The sequence below is a fragment of the Pseudonocardia sp. ICBG1034 genome (assembly GCF_020131375.1).
In the GTDB taxonomy this organism is placed as follows: domain Bacteria; phylum Actinomycetota; class Actinomycetes; order Mycobacteriales; family Pseudonocardiaceae; genus Pseudonocardia; species Pseudonocardia alni.
This window is the reverse complement of the sequence record NZ_JAHLEK010000015.1, coordinates 1,147,082-1,164,258: the sequence shown is the minus strand read 5'-3', so window position 1 is coordinate 1,164,258 and position 17,177 is coordinate 1,147,082. Positions and strand designations below refer to the sequence as shown.

At 73.7% G+C, this 17,177-nt stretch carries 13 protein-coding genes; 6 read left to right on the top strand and 7 right to left on the bottom strand.

Features of this window, described 5'->3' with window-relative positions:
- Positions 1-8: 8 nt before the first annotated feature.
- The 4 genes from KPF22_RS07165 to KPF22_RS07150 all read right to left on the bottom strand — a co-directional run bounded on the left by KPF22_RS07165 (position 9) and on the right by KPF22_RS07150 (position 6,678).
- On the bottom strand, positions 9-3,776 hold the full coding sequence (locus KPF22_RS07165; RefSeq protein ID WP_224402390.1) for an ABC transporter ATP-binding protein: 3,768 nt from the start codon (positions 3,774-3,776) through the stop codon (positions 9-11).
- A 358-nt stretch (positions 3,777-4,134) separates the two neighbouring features.
- The gene (locus tag KPF22_RS07160; RefSeq protein WP_208820492.1) at positions 4,135-4,995 is read right to left on the bottom strand and encodes a hypothetical protein; all 861 of its coding nucleotides are present in this window, start codon (positions 4,993-4,995) and stop codon (positions 4,135-4,137) included.
- Positions 4,995-5,936 (bottom strand): ATP-binding cassette domain-containing protein, encoded by a 942-nt coding sequence (locus KPF22_RS07155; protein ID WP_224401525.1) that lies wholly within the window; start codon positions 5,934-5,936, stop codon positions 4,995-4,997. Before KPF22_RS07155 ends, KPF22_RS07160 begins: the two co-directional genes overlap by 1 nt.
- Positions 5,937-6,078: 142 nt before the next feature.
- Positions 6,079-6,678 (bottom strand): TetR/AcrR family transcriptional regulator, encoded by a 600-nt coding sequence (locus KPF22_RS07150; protein WP_208820488.1) that lies wholly within the window; start codon positions 6,676-6,678, stop codon positions 6,079-6,081.
- Between the two features lie 281 nt (positions 6,679-6,959).
- On the opposite strand from KPF22_RS07150, the gene KPF22_RS07145 reads away from it, so the two are divergent.
- From KPF22_RS07145 to katG, 3 genes are all read left to right on the top strand, one after another.
- Positions 6,960-8,519: a long-chain-fatty-acid--CoA ligase gene (locus tag KPF22_RS07145; RefSeq protein ID WP_208820486.1), complete on the top strand. Its 1,560-nt coding sequence runs from the start codon at positions 6,960-6,962 to the stop codon at positions 8,517-8,519.
- A gap of 98 nt (positions 8,520-8,617) precedes the next feature.
- Complete coding sequence (locus tag KPF22_RS07140) at positions 8,618-9,037, top strand: Fur family transcriptional regulator (RefSeq protein WP_073578604.1); 420 nt, start codon at positions 8,618-8,620, stop codon at positions 9,035-9,037.
- Positions 9,030-11,276, top strand: a complete 2,247-nt coding sequence (katG, locus tag KPF22_RS07135) for a catalase/peroxidase HPI (RefSeq protein ID WP_374107465.1) — start codon at positions 9,030-9,032, stop codon at positions 11,274-11,276. Before KPF22_RS07140 ends, katG begins: the two co-directional genes overlap by 8 nt.
- Positions 11,277-11,434: 158 nt before the next feature.
- On the opposite strand, the gene KPF22_RS07130 is transcribed toward katG, so the two are convergent.
- Positions 11,435-12,142: a triacylglycerol lipase gene (locus KPF22_RS07130; RefSeq protein WP_224401524.1), complete on the bottom strand. Its 708-nt coding sequence runs from the start codon at positions 12,140-12,142 to the stop codon at positions 11,435-11,437.
- Positions 12,143-12,185: 43 nt separating this feature from the next.
- Positions 12,186-12,563: a DUF5997 family protein gene (locus KPF22_RS07125; RefSeq protein ID WP_062397456.1), complete on the bottom strand. Its 378-nt coding sequence runs from the start codon at positions 12,561-12,563 to the stop codon at positions 12,186-12,188.
- Between the two features lie 30 nt (positions 12,564-12,593).
- On the opposite strand from KPF22_RS07125, the gene KPF22_RS07120 reads away from it, so the two are divergent.
- Positions 12,594-13,274: a LysR substrate-binding domain-containing protein gene (locus tag KPF22_RS07120; protein ID WP_374107464.1), complete on the top strand. Its 681-nt coding sequence runs from the start codon at positions 12,594-12,596 to the stop codon at positions 13,272-13,274.
- 68 nt (positions 13,275-13,342) lie between these two features.
- Here the strand turns inward: KPF22_RS07120 and KPF22_RS07115 are convergent, their stop codons facing one another.
- Positions 13,343-14,311, bottom strand: a complete 969-nt coding sequence (locus KPF22_RS07115; protein WP_073578549.1) for an acyl-CoA desaturase — start codon at positions 14,309-14,311, stop codon at positions 13,343-13,345.
- 121 nt (positions 14,312-14,432) lie between these two features.
- Between KPF22_RS07115 and KPF22_RS07110 the strand changes: the two genes are divergently transcribed.
- Complete coding sequence (locus KPF22_RS07110; RefSeq protein WP_208820480.1) at positions 14,433-15,461, top strand: LLM class F420-dependent oxidoreductase; 1,029 nt, start codon at positions 14,433-14,435, stop codon at positions 15,459-15,461.
- Between the two features lie 44 nt (positions 15,462-15,505).
- Positions 15,506-17,152, top strand: a complete 1,647-nt coding sequence (locus KPF22_RS07105; protein ID WP_224401523.1) for an NAD(P)/FAD-dependent oxidoreductase — start codon at positions 15,506-15,508, stop codon at positions 17,150-17,152.
- Positions 17,153-17,177 lie beyond the last annotated feature (25 nt).

Sequence of the window (17,177 nt, the reverse complement as noted above, 5' to 3'; positions counted from 1 at the left end):
CGCCGCGCTCAGGTCTGTGCGGCCAGCGGGCTGTCCGGCTCGGGCTCCAGCTCTCCCGCACGCCACAGGGCCGCGTAGCGACCGCCCGCGCGGACCAGCTCGTCGTGCGTGCCCTCCTCGGCGATCCGACCGCCGGACAGCACCACGATCCGGTCCGCCCGCCGCGCGGTCTGCAGCCGGTGGGCGACGACGAACGCGGTCCGCCGCGACGCCACCCGTTCCCCCGCCGCCAGCACGGTGGCCTCGGTGGCCGGGTCCAGTGCCGCGGTCGCCTCGTCGAAGATCAGGACGTCCGGGTCGACCAGCTCGGCCCGCGCCAGCGCGACGAGCTGCCGCTGCCCCGCCGACAGGCCCTGCCCCCGCTCCCCCACCGGGGTGCGGAACCCCTGCGGCAGCGACCGCACCAGGCCCAGCGCCCCGACCGCGCGGGCCGCGGCCTCGATCCGCTCCGGCGGGGCGTCCGGGCGGCCGTAGGCGATGTTCGAGGCGACGTCACCGGTGAACAGGTGCGCCTCCTGCGGGACCACCCCGAGCCGCGCGCGGTACCCGGCCAGCGGGAAGCGGCGCACGTCGACGCCGTCGACGCGGACCTGGCCGTCGCCGGTGTCGTAGAACCGGGCGATCAGCTTGATCAGCGTCGACTTGCCGGCACCGGTCGCGCCCACCAGCGCGACGGTCTCGCCCGCCCCGACGCGCAGCGACACGTCGTCGAGGGCGGGGGCGTCCACCCCCGGGTAGCGGAACGTCACGTGGTCCAGCTCGACCTCGCCGCGCAGCCGCGGCGGCACGGGCGCCGGCCGCTCGGGCTCGTCCGGGACGGAGGTGGGCGTGCGCAGCAACTCCGAGATCCGGTTCAGGCCGACACGGGCCTGCTGGTAGCCGTCGAACACCTGCGACAGCTGCTGCACCGGGCCGAAGAACAGGGTCAGGTACAGCAGGAACGCGGTGAGCACGCCCGGGGTGATGTCCCCGCCGACGATGCGGGTCCCGCCGACGAACAACACGACCGCCGTGGCGATGTCGGACAGGAACGCCACGAACGGGAAGTAGGTGGCGATGTAGCGCTGCGCGCGCAACCGCGACCGGCGGTAGGCGTCGGAACGCTCGCCGAAGCGGTCGTAGCTCAGCTCCTCGCGGACGTAGGCCTGCGCGATGCGCACCCCGGACACGTTCTCCTGCAGGTCGGCGTTGACCACGCTGACCCGCTCGCGGGCCTCGGCGTAGGCGCGGGAGGAGAACCGGCGGAACACCACGGTGCCGACCGCGAGCAGCGGCAGCAGCCAGCCCAGCGCGTACAGCGCGAGCTGCGGGTCGGTGAGCACCAGCGCGGTCGCGACCCCGCCGATCGTCAGGAGGCTGACGACGGCCTGCGCCAACCCGGTCTGCAGGAACGTGGACAGCGCGTCCACGTCGGTGGTCATCCGGGTCATGATCCGGCCGGACAGCTCGCGCTCGTAGAAGTCGAGGCCGAGCCGCTGCAGGTGCGCGTAGCTGCGCAGCCGCAGCAGGTAGAGCAGGCTCTCCCCGGCCCGGGCGGTGACCAATGTCTGGAACCCGACGACGACCGCGTCCAGCACGACGATCAGCAGCCCGGCCAGCGCCGCCAGCAGCAGGACCCGGGTGGCGCCGTCGGCGATGCCGTCGTCGACGGCGATCCGGGCGATGCTGGGCAGGGCCAGGGTCGCCAGCGCGTCCGCGGTCATCAACGCGACGCCGAGCACCAGCAGCCACCGCACGGGGCGCAGCAGCGAGGAGAGCCGGAACGCGGGATCGGGGGCGGTCGGGTCGTCGTCGCCGCGCAGCCGGGGGGACTCCGTCGCCGGGGGCAGCTTCGCGACGGACTCGAGCAGCTCGGGGGTCGCGCTGATCCCACCGGCCCAGCCGGCCGCGCCGCCGCCGCCGTCGCGGGTCAGGGCCCGGTCCGGGTCCTCCTCGATGCTGACCCGCGGCCACAGCTCCGGGGTGACGGCCGGGCCCGCCGCTGCTTCGGCGAGGACGCCGTTGCCGGTATCGGTGCCGGGTGCCGCCTCGTGGGCGGCGGGCTCGCGGGTACCGCCGCCGAGCTCGTCGGCGGGGCCGGTGGCGAGCAGCTCACGGAACAGCGCGCACCGGCCGCGCAGCTCGTCCTCGGTGCCGGTGTCGACGACCCGGCCCCTGTCCAGCACCGCGATCCGGTCGGCCAGCGCCAGGGTGGACCGCCGGTGCGCGACCAGCAGCGTGGTCCGCTCGGCGGTGAGCTCGTGCAGGGTCTCGTGGATCGCGGCCTCGGTCGCGGTGTCGACCGCGGAGGTCGCGTCGTCGAGCACGAGCACCCGCGGCCGGGTCAGCATCGCCCGGGCCAGCGCGATCCGCTGCCGCTGACCGCCGGACAGGGTGAGGCCGCGCTCGCCCACCTCGGTGTCGTAGCCGTCGGGCAGGTCCTCGACGAACGACGCCACCTGTGCGGCCTCGGCGGCGGCGCGGATCTCGTCCTCGCCGGCGTCGGGCCGGCCGTAGGCGATGTTGTTGCGGATGCTGTCGGAGAACAGGAACGCCTCCTCGAACACCACCCCGAGCTCGGCGCGCAGGTCGTGCAGCCGCAGGTCGCGCAGGTCCACCCCGCCGATCGCGAGGCGCCCGGCCTGCGGGTCGTAGAAGCGGGGCAGCAGCAGGGCGACCGTCGACTTGCCCGAGCCGGGCGGACCGACCAGGGCGAGGGTCTCGCCGGGTTCGACGCGCAGGGAGAGCCCGTCCAGGACCGGATCGGGGGCGGCGTCGCCGTCCGGGCCGGAACCCGCGGGCTCGTAGCCGAACCGGACGTCGTCCAGCTCGACGGTCAGCGGGCCCTCGGGCAGCGCGGCCGGACGCTCCGGGTCGACGATCTCCGGTGCGGCGTCGACGATCTCGAAGACACGCTCCGCCCCGGCCCGGGTCAGCTGCGCGGTGACCACGAGCGCGCCGATCAGCCGGGCGGGCCCGACGAGCATCCCGACGTAGGTGGTGAACGCCAGGAACGTGCCGAGGTCGATCGTGCCGCGGGCCGCCATCGCGCCACCGACGCCGATCACCGCGACCTGCCCCAGCCCGGGCAGCGCGAGCAGCATCGGGTTGAGCCGCGCGGTCAGCCCGGCGGCCCGCAGCCGCTCGCCGTAGAGCCGGCGGGCCCGTCCCTCCAGCGTGGCGGTCTCGCGGGCCTCCTGCCCGAATCCCTTCACCACGCGCACGCCGGTGACGGTCTCCTCGACCTGCTGGGCGATCTCGGCGGCCCGTTGCTGCGCGGACCAGGTGGCAGGGAAGAGCCTGCGCCGGATGCTGTTGGTCGCCAGGAACGCCAGCGGCAGCATGACCAGCGCGACCACGGTGAGCAGCGGCGAGAGGTACAGCATCGCGACGATCGCGACGACCACGAGCACCACGGTGCCCGCCGACAGCGGCACCATCGACAGGAAGCCCTGCACCAGCTGCAGGTCGGAGATGGCCCGCGAGGCGACCTGGCCGGTGCGCAGCCGGTCCTGGCGGACGCCGTCCATGCGCTGCACCGCGCCGAACACCGCGCGCCGCAGGTCGTGCTGCACGTTCAGTGCCATCTTGCCGCCGAGGTAGCGGCGCACGAACGCGCCGACGAACTTCAGCACGCCCAGCACCAGGAGCCCGCCGACGACCGGCGTGAGCACGCCGGTGTCCCCGCCGATCGCGCCGTTCACGCCCTCGCGGATCAGCAGCGGACCGATCGCCTCCAGCCCGACGCCGAGCATCGACGCGACGAGCGCACCGACGGTGACACGGCGGTGCCGCATGCAGGCCGTGGCCAGTCTGCGGATCCAGCCGGGGCGTGCGGAGGGGTGGGGAGAGGGCACGTCGCCAGGCTATGCCCGCCCCCCGACAACCGGCCCGGCGACGCCGCCCGGCGCGGGGCCGGCGGACACCCGCCGTCGACGACGGCCTCTCCCGCACCGCCCACCGGACCCGGCCACCGCGGCCCCTGCGCCGCCACCTCGTCGCCCCGGACCCGCCCCGTCGATCAGTACACGGGCGCGGCCGGGGGCCGGGCGGACGACGCTCGTGCGCCGGTCGGCAGGGCCTACGGCGGTGCTCACCGCGCGAGCGGGGTCCCGTACGCCCGGCGGCGCCGGACCCGGGGGCCGCCGGCTCGTCTCAGGTGATGTCCCGACGCGCCCCGACGACGGCGGCCAGTGCGATCCCCGCGGCCGTCCAGACCGCCAGGACCAGCAGCCCGACCCAGCCGGGCGGCGGGGCGCTGACCCCGGCCAGGAACTCCAGGACGAACTGCGACTGCGCCCCCAGCCCGGCCGAGCTCACGACCGGCTCCCAGATCGCGAGGTCACCGGCGTTGCCGGGCAGGAACGGCGTCAGCCGGGCGAACACCGACGGGTCGCCGAGCGAGGACCCGTCGCCCGCGCGCAGCGCCCCGGCGATCAGGTTCTCGCCGATGAGCAGGTAGCCGACGGTGAGCGCGATCGCCCCGGCCTGGTTGGTCACCAGGGTCCCGACGGCGACGCCGAGCACCCCCCACAGCGCGCACACCAGGATGCCGATCGCGCCCAGCCCGGCGAGCTGTCCGAGGTCGGGCAGCTGCTGGCCGCCGAGCGCCGCACCGCCGAGCAGCGGACCGACCACGACGAGGAACAGCGCGTACAGCCCGGCGACGACGGCGGCGATCAGCGCCTTGGCCGCGAGCACCTGGCCACGGGACCCGGTCAGGTAGGCCAGCGTGACGGTGCGGTGCCGGAAGTCGCCGGTGCCCAGCAGCGTCCCGAAGGCGCCGCCGACGATCGCGGTCATGGTCAGCGCCGACGCCAGCCCGGCGAGCATCAGGATCGCCGAGGTGTCGGTGGCCTGCGGCACGAGCAGCTGCAGGATGCTGCCGAGCAGGCTCTGGGCCAGCGCGAGCAGCAGCACCGGCAGGAACAGCAGCCACCACACCCGGGTGGACAGGGTCTTGCGGACCTCGGCGGTCAGGACCGCGCGGAAGCGGTCGAGGCTCACGGTCGCCATCAGCGCTGCTCCTCCCCCGCGAGCAGGCGCAGGAACATCTGTTCCAGCCCGGCGCGCTCCTCGCTCATGCCGTACACGGCGACGCCCGCGGCGAGCGCCAGGTCCCCGACGCGGACCGCGTCGGCCCCGCCGACGGCCAGCACGCCGTCGTCGACGCGGTCGATCTCGGTGATCCCGTCCGTGGCGAGCGCCTCGGCCAGCCGGGCCGGGTCCGCGGCGCGCACGAGCACCCGCGAGCCGTGGCCGGCGCGCAGCTCGGCGACGGTGCCGTCGAAACGGCAGGCACCACGGTCGATGACGACCAGGCGCTGCGCGGTCAGCTCCATCTCGGCCAGCTGGTGGGAGGAGACGAGCACGCTGCGCCCGGACGCGGCGAAGGCCTGCAGGAACGAGCGCAGCCAGGCGATGCCGTCGGGGTCGAGGCCGTTGCCCGGCTCGTCGAGCACGAGGATGCGCGGGTCGCCGAGCAGCGCGACGGCCAGGGCCAGGCGCTGGTTCATGCCGAGCGAGAACCCGCCCGCCGAGCGGTCCGCGGCGGCGGCCAGGCCGACCAGCGTGAGGACCTCGTCGACCCGCGAGTCGGGGACGCCGATCGCGGCGGCCGCGGCGCGCAGGTGCGCACGCGCCGTGCGCCGCGGGTGCACGCCCTGGACCTCCAGGACCGCGCCGACGACGCGGCCGGGCGAGGTCAGCGCGGAGAACGGGACGTCGTCGACGAGCGCGCGCCCGGTGCCGGGCACGACCAGGCCGAGGATCATCCGCAGCGTCGTCGTCTTGCCCGACCCGTTGGGTCCGAGGAACCCGGTCACCGAGCCGGGCTCGACGGTGAACGACAGGTCGTGCACGGCCTCGACCGGGCCGAACCTCTTGCCCAGACCCTCGACGACGATCCGCCCGCTCCCGGCCGCCGTCGCCGGGTCCGTGGACGCGGTCTCCTGCACTCCGGCCTCCCGCCGTTCTCGCGTCGCGCCCCGGTTCGCACCGGGGCATCGCCTGCCGGCCATCCTCACCCAGACCGGGATCCCGCCGGGAGGCGGCCCCGGCGCGGGACCGGCCCGACGGCGGCGGCCGGGGCCACGACCGCTACGCGGTGGCGCGCACCGCCGCCTCGACCGCAGCGGTGAGCGTGTCCAGGTACGCGTCGTCGCACGCCGCCCCGGTGACCAGCACCCGGAACAGCAGCGGAGCGATCAGGAGGTCGACCGCGAGATCGACGTCCACCGACGGCGGGAGGTCCCCCCGCTCGACCGCCGCCCGCAGCATCTCCACGCCGACCTCCCGCCGGGGGCCGGCCACGTCCGCCCGCATCACCTCGGCGAGGGCCGGGGTGTGGCGGAGCTCGGCCAGCAGCGTCGGGACCACGTCCGCCACCACCGGGGCGGCCACCTGGTCACGCAGCTCCCCGAGCAGCTCCCGCAGGTCGCTGCGGAACGCGCCGGTCGACGGAGCGGGTGGCAACGTGTCGGCGACGGCCTGACGGACTAGGTCGGCCAGCATCTCCTGCTTCGACGACCAGCGGCGGTACAGCGCGGCCTTGCCCACACCCGCACGCCGGGCGACGGCCTCCATCGACAGGCGGGCGTACCCGCACGCGGCCAGCTCGGCGAAGGTCGCGGACACGATCGCCTCGGTGACACGAGGCCGCAGCACCGCTCCGCCGGTGGTGGCTCGTCGGACGGTCACCCCGTCACCCTAGCGACCGACGGAACGCCTGCGTTCCGGCGAACGGTCGTCGACCGGCCACGTCGCCGACGGCACCCCGGCCGCGATCTCCTCCGTCGCGGTGGCGACCTCGTCGCTGGCCACAGCGACGACATCGCCCTCTCGACCTGCGCCCGCCCCTTCCCGCCCGCACCTGAGGACCCGGGATCGGACCGATCCGGTCGGCACTGGCGCGAGACCGACGAAACGGACTTGAATGGCGTGCGTCACACGCTCAGCGACGAGCCCCGAGGAGCCGCCCCGTGATCGACCCGACCAGCACCGTGTCCTCCCTGCTGCGCACCCACGCCACCGGGCGCCCGGACGACGAGGCCCTGCGCTTCGGCGACGTCCGCCGCACCTGGTCCGAGCTCGACGTCCGGGTGCGCAGGCTCGCGGCGGCCCTGCGCGCGGAGGGCATCGGCCCGGGCGACCGGGTCGCGGTGCTGGACCTCAACCACCCGTCGTGCCTGGAGCTGTCGCTGGCGTGCGCGTGGATCGGGGCGGCGAACGCGGTCGTGAACTTCCGCCTCGCCCCGCCGGAGATCGTCTACGTGATCGGCGACGCCCGGGCGCGGCTGCTGCTGGTCGGCCCGGAGTTCGCCGGGGCGGTCGGGCAGCTGCGGGAGAAGCTCACCGCGGTGGAGCGGGTGCTCCACGTGGGCGGGGAGGCCGACGAGTACGAGGCGTTCCTCGCCGCGCACGAGCCGGACACCGACCCCTACGACGCCGGCCCCGGCGACTGCTTCGTACAGCTCTACACCTCGGGCACCACCGGGTTCCCGAAGGGCGCGATGCTCACCCACGGCGCGATGCTGGCGCACGCCGCGCACGTCGCCGCGGACTTCGAGCTGACGCCGACCGACGTCGTGCAGGTCGCGATGCCGCTGTTCCACGTCGGCGGGACCAGCTACGCCTTCCTCGCGCTGGCCCAGGGCGCGCGGATCGTGATGGCCCGGATGCCCGACCCGGCGGCGCTGCTGGACATGGTCGCCGCGGAGGGCATCACGCACACGTTCTGGGTGCCCGCGCTGATGGGTGCGATGACCCAGGTGCCGGGCGCGGCCGACCGCGACTACACGTCGCTGCGGGCCATCTCCTACGGCGCCTCGCCGATGCCGCTGCCGGTGATGCGGGCGTCGCTGGCGCTGTTCGGCCCGAAGCTGCACCAGGTCTACGGGATGACCGAGGCCTGCGGCGTGGTCAGCTCGCTGGGCCCGGAGGACCACGGGGACCCGGCCGTCGAGCACCGGCTGGTGTCGGCGGGCAGGCCGATCACCGGCTGCACGATCGAGGTGCGCGACCCGGCGACGGGCGAGCGGCTCGGCACGGACGAGCCCGGGGAGATCTGGGTGCGGACCGACCAGCTGATGAGCGGCTACTGGGACAAGCCGGAGGCGACGGCGGCGGCGATCACCCCGGACGGGTGGCTGCGGTCCGGTGACGGCGGCCACATCGACGCCGACGGCTACGTCTACGTCACCGACCGGATCAAGGACATGATCGTCTCGGGCGGCGAGAACGTGTACCCGGCCGAGATCGAGCGGGTGCTCGCCGAGCACCCGACCGTCGGCGACGTCGCCGTCATCGGAGTGCCCGACGACCGGTGGGGCGAGGTCCCGAAGGCCTGCGTGGTGGCCGCACCGGGGGCGACCGTCGACCCCGAGGAGCTGCTCGTTCACGCGCGCGCCCACCTGGCGTCGTTCAAGTGTCCGAAGACCGTCGACGTCCTGCCGGAGCTCCCCCGCAACCCGACCGGCAAGATCCTCAAGAAGGATCTCCGGGCACCGTTCTGGGCGGGCCGGGAGCGCAGCACCGTCTGACGTGGCGCCGGTCTCATACTGAGACACGCCGAAACTTGACCGACTCAAGAAAAGCGGGCAGTCTCGCCGCCGTGTCGAACGCATCGGACTACGAGGGCATGCTGCGCGCAGCGTCGCTGCGCGTGACGCGTCCTCGCCTGGCCGTGCTGCAGGCGGTGCACTCCCACCAGCACGCGGACACGGAGTCGATCATCCGTGTCGTGCGGGAGGACCTCGGGGAGGTGTCGCACCAGGCCGTCTACGACGTCCTGCGTGCGCTGCACTCCTCCGGGCTGGTCCGCAGGATCCAGCCCACCGGTTCCGTCGCGCGGTACGAGGCGCGGGTCGGCGACAACCACCACCACGTGGTGTGCCGGTCCTGTGGCGCCATCGCCGACGTCGACTGTGCCGTCGGCTCCGCACCCTGTCTCACCGCCTCCGACGACAACGGCTTCGTGATCGACGAGGCCGAGGTCGTCTACTGGGGCCGGTGCCCCGACTGCTCATCCACTGATCCCGAGAGGATGTCCCGTGTCTGACGAGCACCCCACCGTCGAGAGCGAGATGAACCGCGAGCAGGACGGCGGTTGCCCCGTCGCCGCCGGCCGCATCGCGCACCCCACCGAGGGTGGCGGCAACCAGAGCTGGTGGCCGAACCAGCTCAACCTGAAGATCCTGCGCAAGCACGCCCCCGCCTCGGACCCGATGGAGCCGGACTTCGACTACGCGAAGGAGTTCGCGACCGTCGACCTGGACGAGCTCGCCCGCGACGTCGACGCCGTCATCACCACCTCGCAGGACTGGTGGCCCGCCGACCACGGCAGCTACGCCGGGTTCTTCATCCGGATGGCCTGGCACTCGGCCGGCACCTACCGGACCTACGACGGCCGCGGCGGCGCCGGTGCCGGGATGCAGCGCTTCGCCCCGCTGAACAGCTGGCCCGACAACGGCAACCTCGACAAGGCCCGCCGGCTGCTGTGGCCGGTCAAGCAGAAGTGGGGCCGGAAGGTCTCCTGGGCCGACCTGATGGTCTTCGCGGGCAACCGCGCGCACGAGATCTCCGGCTTCCCGATGTTCGGCTTCGCCGGCGGTCGCGCCGACGTGTGGGAGCCCGAGGAGGACGTCTACTGGGGCTCGGAGAACGTCTGGCTGGGCAACGAGGCGCGCTACGGCGGCAGCAAGGACTTCGCCCACCGCGAGCTGGAGAAGCCGCTCGGCGCGTCGCACATGGGTCTGATCTACGTCAACCCGGAGGGCCCCGACGCCAGCGGTGACCCGATCGCCGCGGCCCGCGACATCCGCGAGACCTTCGGCCGGATGGCGATGAACGACGAGGAGACCGCCGCGCTGATCGTCGGCGGGCACACCCTCGGCAAGACCCACGGCGCCGCCAACCCGGACGAGAACGGCAACGTCGGCCCCGAGCCGGAGGCCGCCGACATCACCGAGCAGGGCCTGGGCTGGAAGCAGAACTTCCGGTCCGGCAAGGGCCGTGACGCCATCACCTCCGGGCTCGAGGTCATCTGGACCCGCACCCCGAACCGGTGGAGCCACGACTACCTCAAGCACCTCTACGCCTACGAGTGGGAGCTGACCGAGTCCCCGGCGGGTGCCAAGCAGTTCGTCGCCAAGGACGCCCCGGAGATCATCCCCGACCCGGAGCCCGGCTACCCGAACCGCAAGCCGACGATGCTGGTCACCGACGTCGCGCTGCGCGTCGACCCGTCCTACGGCGAGATCACCCGCCGTTGGCTGGACAACCCGTCCGAGTTCGAGGACACCTACCGTCGCGCCTGGTACAAGCTGACCCACCGCGACATGGGCCCGAAGGAGCGCTACATCGGCGCCTGGGTGCCGCAGGAGGAGCTCCTTTGGCAGGACCCCGTCCCGGCCGTCGACCACCCGCTGGTGGACGCCGACGACGTCGCATCGATCAAGGCGAAGGTCCTCGAGTCCGGCCTGTCGGTCACCGACCTGGTCAAGACCGCCTGGGCCGCGGCCTCGTCGTTCCGCCAGTCGGACAAGCGCGGTGGCGCCAACGGCGGCCGCATCCGCCTGGAGCCGCAGCTGCAGTGGGAGGTCAACGACCCCGACACGCTGCGCCAGGTCGTCTCGGCGCTGGAGTCGCTCCAGTCCGACGTCAACGCCTCGCTGACCGGCGGCAAGAAGATCTCCTTCGCCGACCTGGTCGTCCTGGCCGGTGCCGCGGCGCTGGAGAAGGCCGCCAAGGACGGCGGGCACGACATCACCGTGCCGTTCGTCCCGGGCCGCACCGACGCCACCCAGGAGAAGACCGACGTCGAGTCGTTCTCCTACCTGGAGCCCACCGCCGACGGCTTCCGCAACTACCGCGGCAAGGGCCACACCCTGCCCGGCGAGTTCCTGCTCGTCGACCGCGCGAACCTGCTCGGCGTCTCCGCCCCGGAGATGACCGTGCTGGTCGGCGGCCTGCGTGTGCTGGGCGCCAACACCGGCGGGTCGACGGCCGGCGTGTTCACCGACAAGGTCGGCACGCTGACCAACGACTTCTTCACCAACCTGCTGGGCTCCGACCTCCAGTGGCGTTCGGTCGCCGGTGACGACGACTCCTTCGAGGCCGTCGACGCCTCCGGGAACGTGAAGTGGACCGGCACCCGTGCCGACCTGGTCTTCGGGTCGAACTCCGAGCTGCGCGCCGTCGCCGAGGTCTACGCCTCCGACGACGCGAAGGAGAAGTTCGTCCGCGACTTCGTCGCCGCGTGGGACAAGGTCATGATGGCCGACCGCTACGACGTCTGATCGTCGCGTAGCAGCGCGTCACGACGCCCGGGCCGGGTCACCGGTCCGGGCGTCGTCGTGTCCGGGCCCTCGCCGCACACCGGGCCGGGCACCTCCGTCGCGATCGACCCGGGGCCCGGTACCGCCTGGCAGGGTGCCGGCGGCACGCGCGCGGCCGGTCACCCCAGCCCGTCGAGCACCCCCGCGAGCCCCGAGGGCTCGGACAGCATCGGCCAGTGCCCCGTCGGGAGCGCGACGATCGTCCACTCCGGACCACCCATCTCCGCGAACCCGGGTACGCCCGCGTCGATCAGCTCCCGGACGTCGTCGGGAGCGAAGCTGCAGGCCACGACGGTCTTGGGCAGCGAGGGGTCGGGCGTCCCGCGACGCGCGCCGGTGAGCACCACCCCGGCCGGCTCGGCCACCGAGCGGGCACGGACGTCGTCGAACACGGCGTCCGGGACGCCGGCGGTGCTGCTGCCGGCGGCGTCGAGCTCGGCACGGGCCGGCATCGGCAGCGCGCCGTGCCCGGCGAGGGTCGCCCGGGTCGCGGCCTGCGCGTCGGGCGGGGTGAAGTCGATCTGTGCGACGCCGTCGGGCAGCGGTCCGGTGTCGACGAACACGAGGTGCGCGAGCCGGCCCCGGGCGCGCTCGGCCACCGCGGCGCAGACGGGGCCCGCACCGCTGTGGGCGACCAGGACGACCGGGTCGCCCGCGTCCCCGAGTGCGGTGAGCACCTCGTCGACGCGGGTCTCCGCGGTCGCACCGGGCTCGTGGCCGAGGTCGAGCGCGGCCACGTCGTGCCCGCGGGCGCGCAGGTCGTCCGCGACCGCGCTCCACGCCGTCGCGTCGATCCAGAAGCCGGGGACCAGGAGGTAGCTCGTCATACCGCGAGCCTGGCGGCGGACGAGGACGGTTCCGGTCCTCGTCCTACTTCTTCTGCTGCTGCGCCTTCAACCGCGCGGCCTCGCGCTGGCTCTCGGCGCGGGTGGCGCGCTCGCGCGCGAGCCACTCGGGCTCCTCGGACTTGATCGCGGCGATCTGCTCGGTGGTCAGCGGCTCGGTGATCCCGGCGCGGGCCAGCCCCGAGATCGACACCCCGAGCCGGTCCGCGACGACCGGGCGCGGGTGCGGCCCGGTGGTACGCAGCTCGCGCAGCCACTCCGGCGGGTCGGCCTGCAGGGCGTCGAGCTCGTCGCGCGAGACGACCCCCTCGCGGAAGTCGGCCGGGGTGGCGTCGAGGAGCACGCCGAGCTTCTTCGCCGCGGTCGCGGGCTTCATCGTCTGTGCGGACCTCTGGCGCGTCATGTCACCAGGCTATGCGGCTAGCCTCGACCGGTGACCGCCACGTCCTTCCACCTCGGCTACGTCCCGGGCGTCACCCCCGGCAAGTGGACCCGGATGTGGGCCGAGCGCCGCCCCGGGGTCCCCCTGGAGCTGCACACCGTGACCGCCGCCGAGGCCGCGGACCTGGTCCGCGCGGGCACGGTGGACGCCGCCGTCGCCCGGCTGCCGATCGACCGGACCGGGCTGCACGCGATCCCGCTCTACACCGAGACCACCGTGGTGGTCGTCCCGAAGGAGCACGTGGTGACCGCGGCCGACGAGGTGACCGTCGCCGACCTGGCCGACGAGATCGTCCTGCGCACCGGCGACGACACGCTCGACTGGCCCGACGGGCCGCCCGGCCGGGCCGCGGAGTACGCCCCGCCGACGACGGCCGAGGCGGTCGAGATCGTCGCCGCGGGGGTCGGGGTGCTGGTCGTCCCGCAGTCGCTGGCCCGGCTGCACCACCGCCGGGACCTCACCTACCGGCCACTGGTCGACGCCCCGGGTTCCGGCGTCGCGCTGACCTGGCCGGACGCGGAGAACAGCGACCTGATGGAGGAGTTCATCGGGATCGTGCGCGGCCGCTCGGCGCACAGCGCCCGGACCCGCCGCAGCGAGCCCCCGGCGGCGCCGGCACCGCGCCCCCCGTCGACGGCGGGGAAGCGGCGACCGGCCCGGCGTCGCCGCTAGCACCCCGGACACGACGACGCCCCCGGTGCACGGGGCACCGGGGGCGTCGGACGTATGACGCGGAGGGGTCAGGCCGCGGTGGCGGCCGGCTTCTTCGAGAGCTTCTCGAGGCGGCGCGTGGTGGGCCAGCGGACCGCGGTCGCCCAGCCGAGCTTCTCGAAGCCCCGGATGACGACGGCCGAGATGTCGATCTGGCCCTTCTTCACACCGTGCCGGGCGCAGGTCGGGTCGGCGTGGTGCAGGTTGTGCCAGGACTCGCCGAAGGACAGGACCGCCAGCCACCAGACGTTGGCGGACTTGTCACGGGAGGCGAAGGGGCGCTCGCCCCAGATGTGGCAGATCGAGTTGATCGACCAGGTGACGTGGTGCAGCACCGCGACGCGGACCAGGCCGGCCCAGAAGAACGCGGTGAACGCGCCCCACCAGGACATGGTGACCAGACCGCCGACGAGCGCCGGGCCCGCCAGGCTGAACACGACGATCAGCGGGAACGCCTTCTCCACGCGCATCATGTCGCGGTCGGTGAGAAGGTCCGGGGCGAACCGCTTCATGTTCGTGAGGTCGCGGTTGAAGATCCAGCCCATGTGCGAGTGCCAGAAGCCCTTGACCAGCGCCTTCGCGCCGGTGCCGTAGAGCCACGGCGAGTGCGGGTCGCCCTCCTTGTCGGAGAACGCGTGGTGCCGGCGGTGGTCGCCGACCCAGTCGAGCACGCTGCCCTGCAGCGAGATGCTGCCGGCGATCGCCAGCGCGATCCGCAGCGGCCGGTTCGCCTTGAACGAGCCGTGGGTGAAGTAGCGGTGGAAACCGACCGTCACGCCCAGGCCGCTGACCAGGTAGAACACCACGAACAGCGCGACGTCGACCCATCCGAGGCCCCAGCCCCACGCGAGCGGGACGGCGGCGAACAGCGCGAGCGTCGGGAGGACGACGAACAGTCCGACCAGGAACATCGCGCCGGGCGGGCGCTGCCCGTCGACGATCGGCGCGGGCGTCCGCTTCGCGGACGTGCTGCGGGGGGGTGCGGCCTCGAGCGTCATGGCTCCACTGTCCCGGCGGCACTACCCACCGGACAGTGCGGCTAACCCCCCTGTTGCGATTCGGGTTCCGCTCCCCGGTCCGGACTTGACCGACGAGTAACTTGTGAGTACTGAACGGGGAGTGAAGCTCTCCACCGTCCTCCCCTACGGCGACGACCCGATCCGCAACGCGGACGCCGTCACCGACATGGAACGCGCCGGCCTCGACGTCGTCTGGGCCGCCGAGGCCTACTCCTTCGACGCCGTCTCCCTGCTCGGCTACCTCGCCGCACGCACCGAGCGACTCGAGATCGGCTCGGCGATCCTGCCGATCTACTCGCGCACCCCGACCCTGACCGCGATGACCGCGGCCGGCCTCGACGCCCTGTCCGACGGCCGGTTCAGCCTCGGCCTCGGCGCGTCCGGCCCGCAGGTCATCGAGGGCTTCCACGGCGTCGCCTACGACAAGCCGATCGGGCGCACCCGGGAGATCATCGAGATCTGCCGTAAGGTCTGGAAGCGGGAGGAGAAGCTCACCAACGACGGGCTCTACCCGATCCCGCTGCCCGGCGGCACCGGCCTCGGCAAGCCGCTGAAGATCATCAACCACCCCCGGCGCGCCGACATCCCGATCTGGGTGGCCGCGCTGGGCGAGAAGAACCTGCAGATGACCGCCGAGCTCGCGAACGGCTGGCTGCCGCACGTCGTGCTGCCGGAGAAGATCCAGGAGGTCTTCGGGCCCGCCCTGGAGGCCGGCTACGCCAAGCGCGCCCCCGAGCTGGGCCCCCTGCAGATCACCGGCGGCGGGATCGTCGCGCTCGAGGAGGAGTTCTTCGAGCCGGCCCGCCAGGCCGCCCGCGGCCTCTACGCGCTCTACATCGGCGGCATGGGCGCGCGCGGCAAGAACTTCTACAACACCGTCTTCGCCAAGCAGGGCTACGCCGACGCGGCGAAGACCGTGCAGGACCTCTACCTGGACGGGAAGAAGGAGGAGGCCATGGCCGCGCTCCCGGACGACTTCATCGACAAGGTCACCCTGATCGGCTCCGAGGGCCACGTCCGCGAGCGGATCGCGGCGCTGCGGGAGAACGGGATCACCCACCTGCACGTGAACCCGATGACCGACGACGTGAACCACACGTTCGAGAAGCTCAAGACCTGGATGTCCTAGGTCCGGGCTTGCCGGGCCCGCGCGGGCGTGCTCATCTGGGTGACATGGTCGACAGCGCTGTTGGTCAGGACGTCGCCCTCGGGGAGTTCGACGCGGTCGTGGTCGGAGCCGGGTTCGCCGGGCTCTACATGCTGCACCGTCTGCGCGGGCTCGGGATGTCCGCCGTCGTGCTGGAACGCGCCGACGGCGTCGGCGGGACCTGGTACTGGAACCGCTACCCGGGCGCGCGGTGCGACTCGGAGAGCTACTACTACTGCTACTCCTTCGACCCCGCGCTGGAGCAGGAGTGGACCTGGACCGAGCGCTACCCGCGCCAGCCGGAGATCAGGGCCTACCTCGACCACGTCGCCGACCGGTTCGACCTCCGCCGTGACATCCGGCTCTCGACCACCGTCACCGGGGCCCGCGCCGACGCCGACGGCCGGGGCTGGACCGTGTCCGTCGAGGACGGCCCCGACCTGCGCTGCCGGTTCCTCGTCACCGCGGTCGGCTGCCTGTCCGCGGCGAACGTGCCGGACCTGCCGGGCCTGGACGACTTCGCCGGGCGCTGGTTCCACACCGGCAGCTGGCCGCACGGCGGCGTCGACGTCGCCGGGCGGCGGGTCGGCGTCGTCGGCACCGGCTCGACCGGGATCCAGGCGATCCCGGTGCTGGCCGAGCAGGCCGCGCACCTGACCGTCTTCCAGCGCACCCCGAACTACTCGATCCCGGCCCGCAACGGCCCGCTGACCGAGGACGAGTCGCGCGCCTACAAGGCCGACTACGACCACATCCGCGAGATCCAGGCCGGGTCCACCAACGGGCACCCGTTCACGATCGACGACCGCTCCGCCCTCGACGACCCCGACGACGAGCGCGAGCGGGTGTACCGGGCCGCCTGGGAGCGCGGCGGGCTGCGGTTCCGCGCGGCCTACCGGGACCTGCTCGCCGACGAGGCCGCCAACGCCACCGCCTCGGAGTTCATCCGCGACCGGATCCGGGAGGTCGTCGAGGACCCGGCCACCGCCGAGGCGCTGCTCCCGCACGACCACGGCTTCGCCACCAAGCGGCCGCCGATCGACACCCACTACTTCGAGACCTACAACCGCGACGACGTGACGCTCGTCGACGTCCGGGCCGACCCGGTCGAGGGCGTCGAGCCGGGTGGCCTGCGGCTGCGTTCGGGCGCGCTGCACGAGGTGGACGACCTGGTGTTCGCCACCGGCTTCGACGCGCTGACCGGTCCACTGCTGCGGCTGGACCCGGTCGGCCCGGACGGCACCGCGCTGAGCGACGCCTGGCGCGAGGGCCCCCGGACCTACCTGGGGCTGGCCGTGTCCGGCTTCCCGAACCTGTTCACCGTCACCGGGCCGTTCAGCCCGTCGGTGCTCACGAACATGCCGACCTCGATCGAGCAGCACGTCGACTGGATCGCCGGCTGCCTGGCACACCTGCGCGCGACCGGCCGGGACCGGATCGAGGCCGACCCGGTCGCCGAGCGCGACTGGGGCGAGCACAACCGGGCCGCCGCCGACGCGACGCTGCTGCCGCGGGCCGCGTCGTCCTGGTACCTGGGCGCGAACGTGCCGGGCAAGCCGAGCGTGTTCATGCCCTACGCCGGCGGGTTCGCCCGCTACGCCGCGACCTGCGCCGACGTCGCCGCCGACGGCTACCGCGGGTTCCGGCTGTCCGGCCGCGGCGCGGTCGCGTGAGCACCACGCCATCCCCCGACGAGGG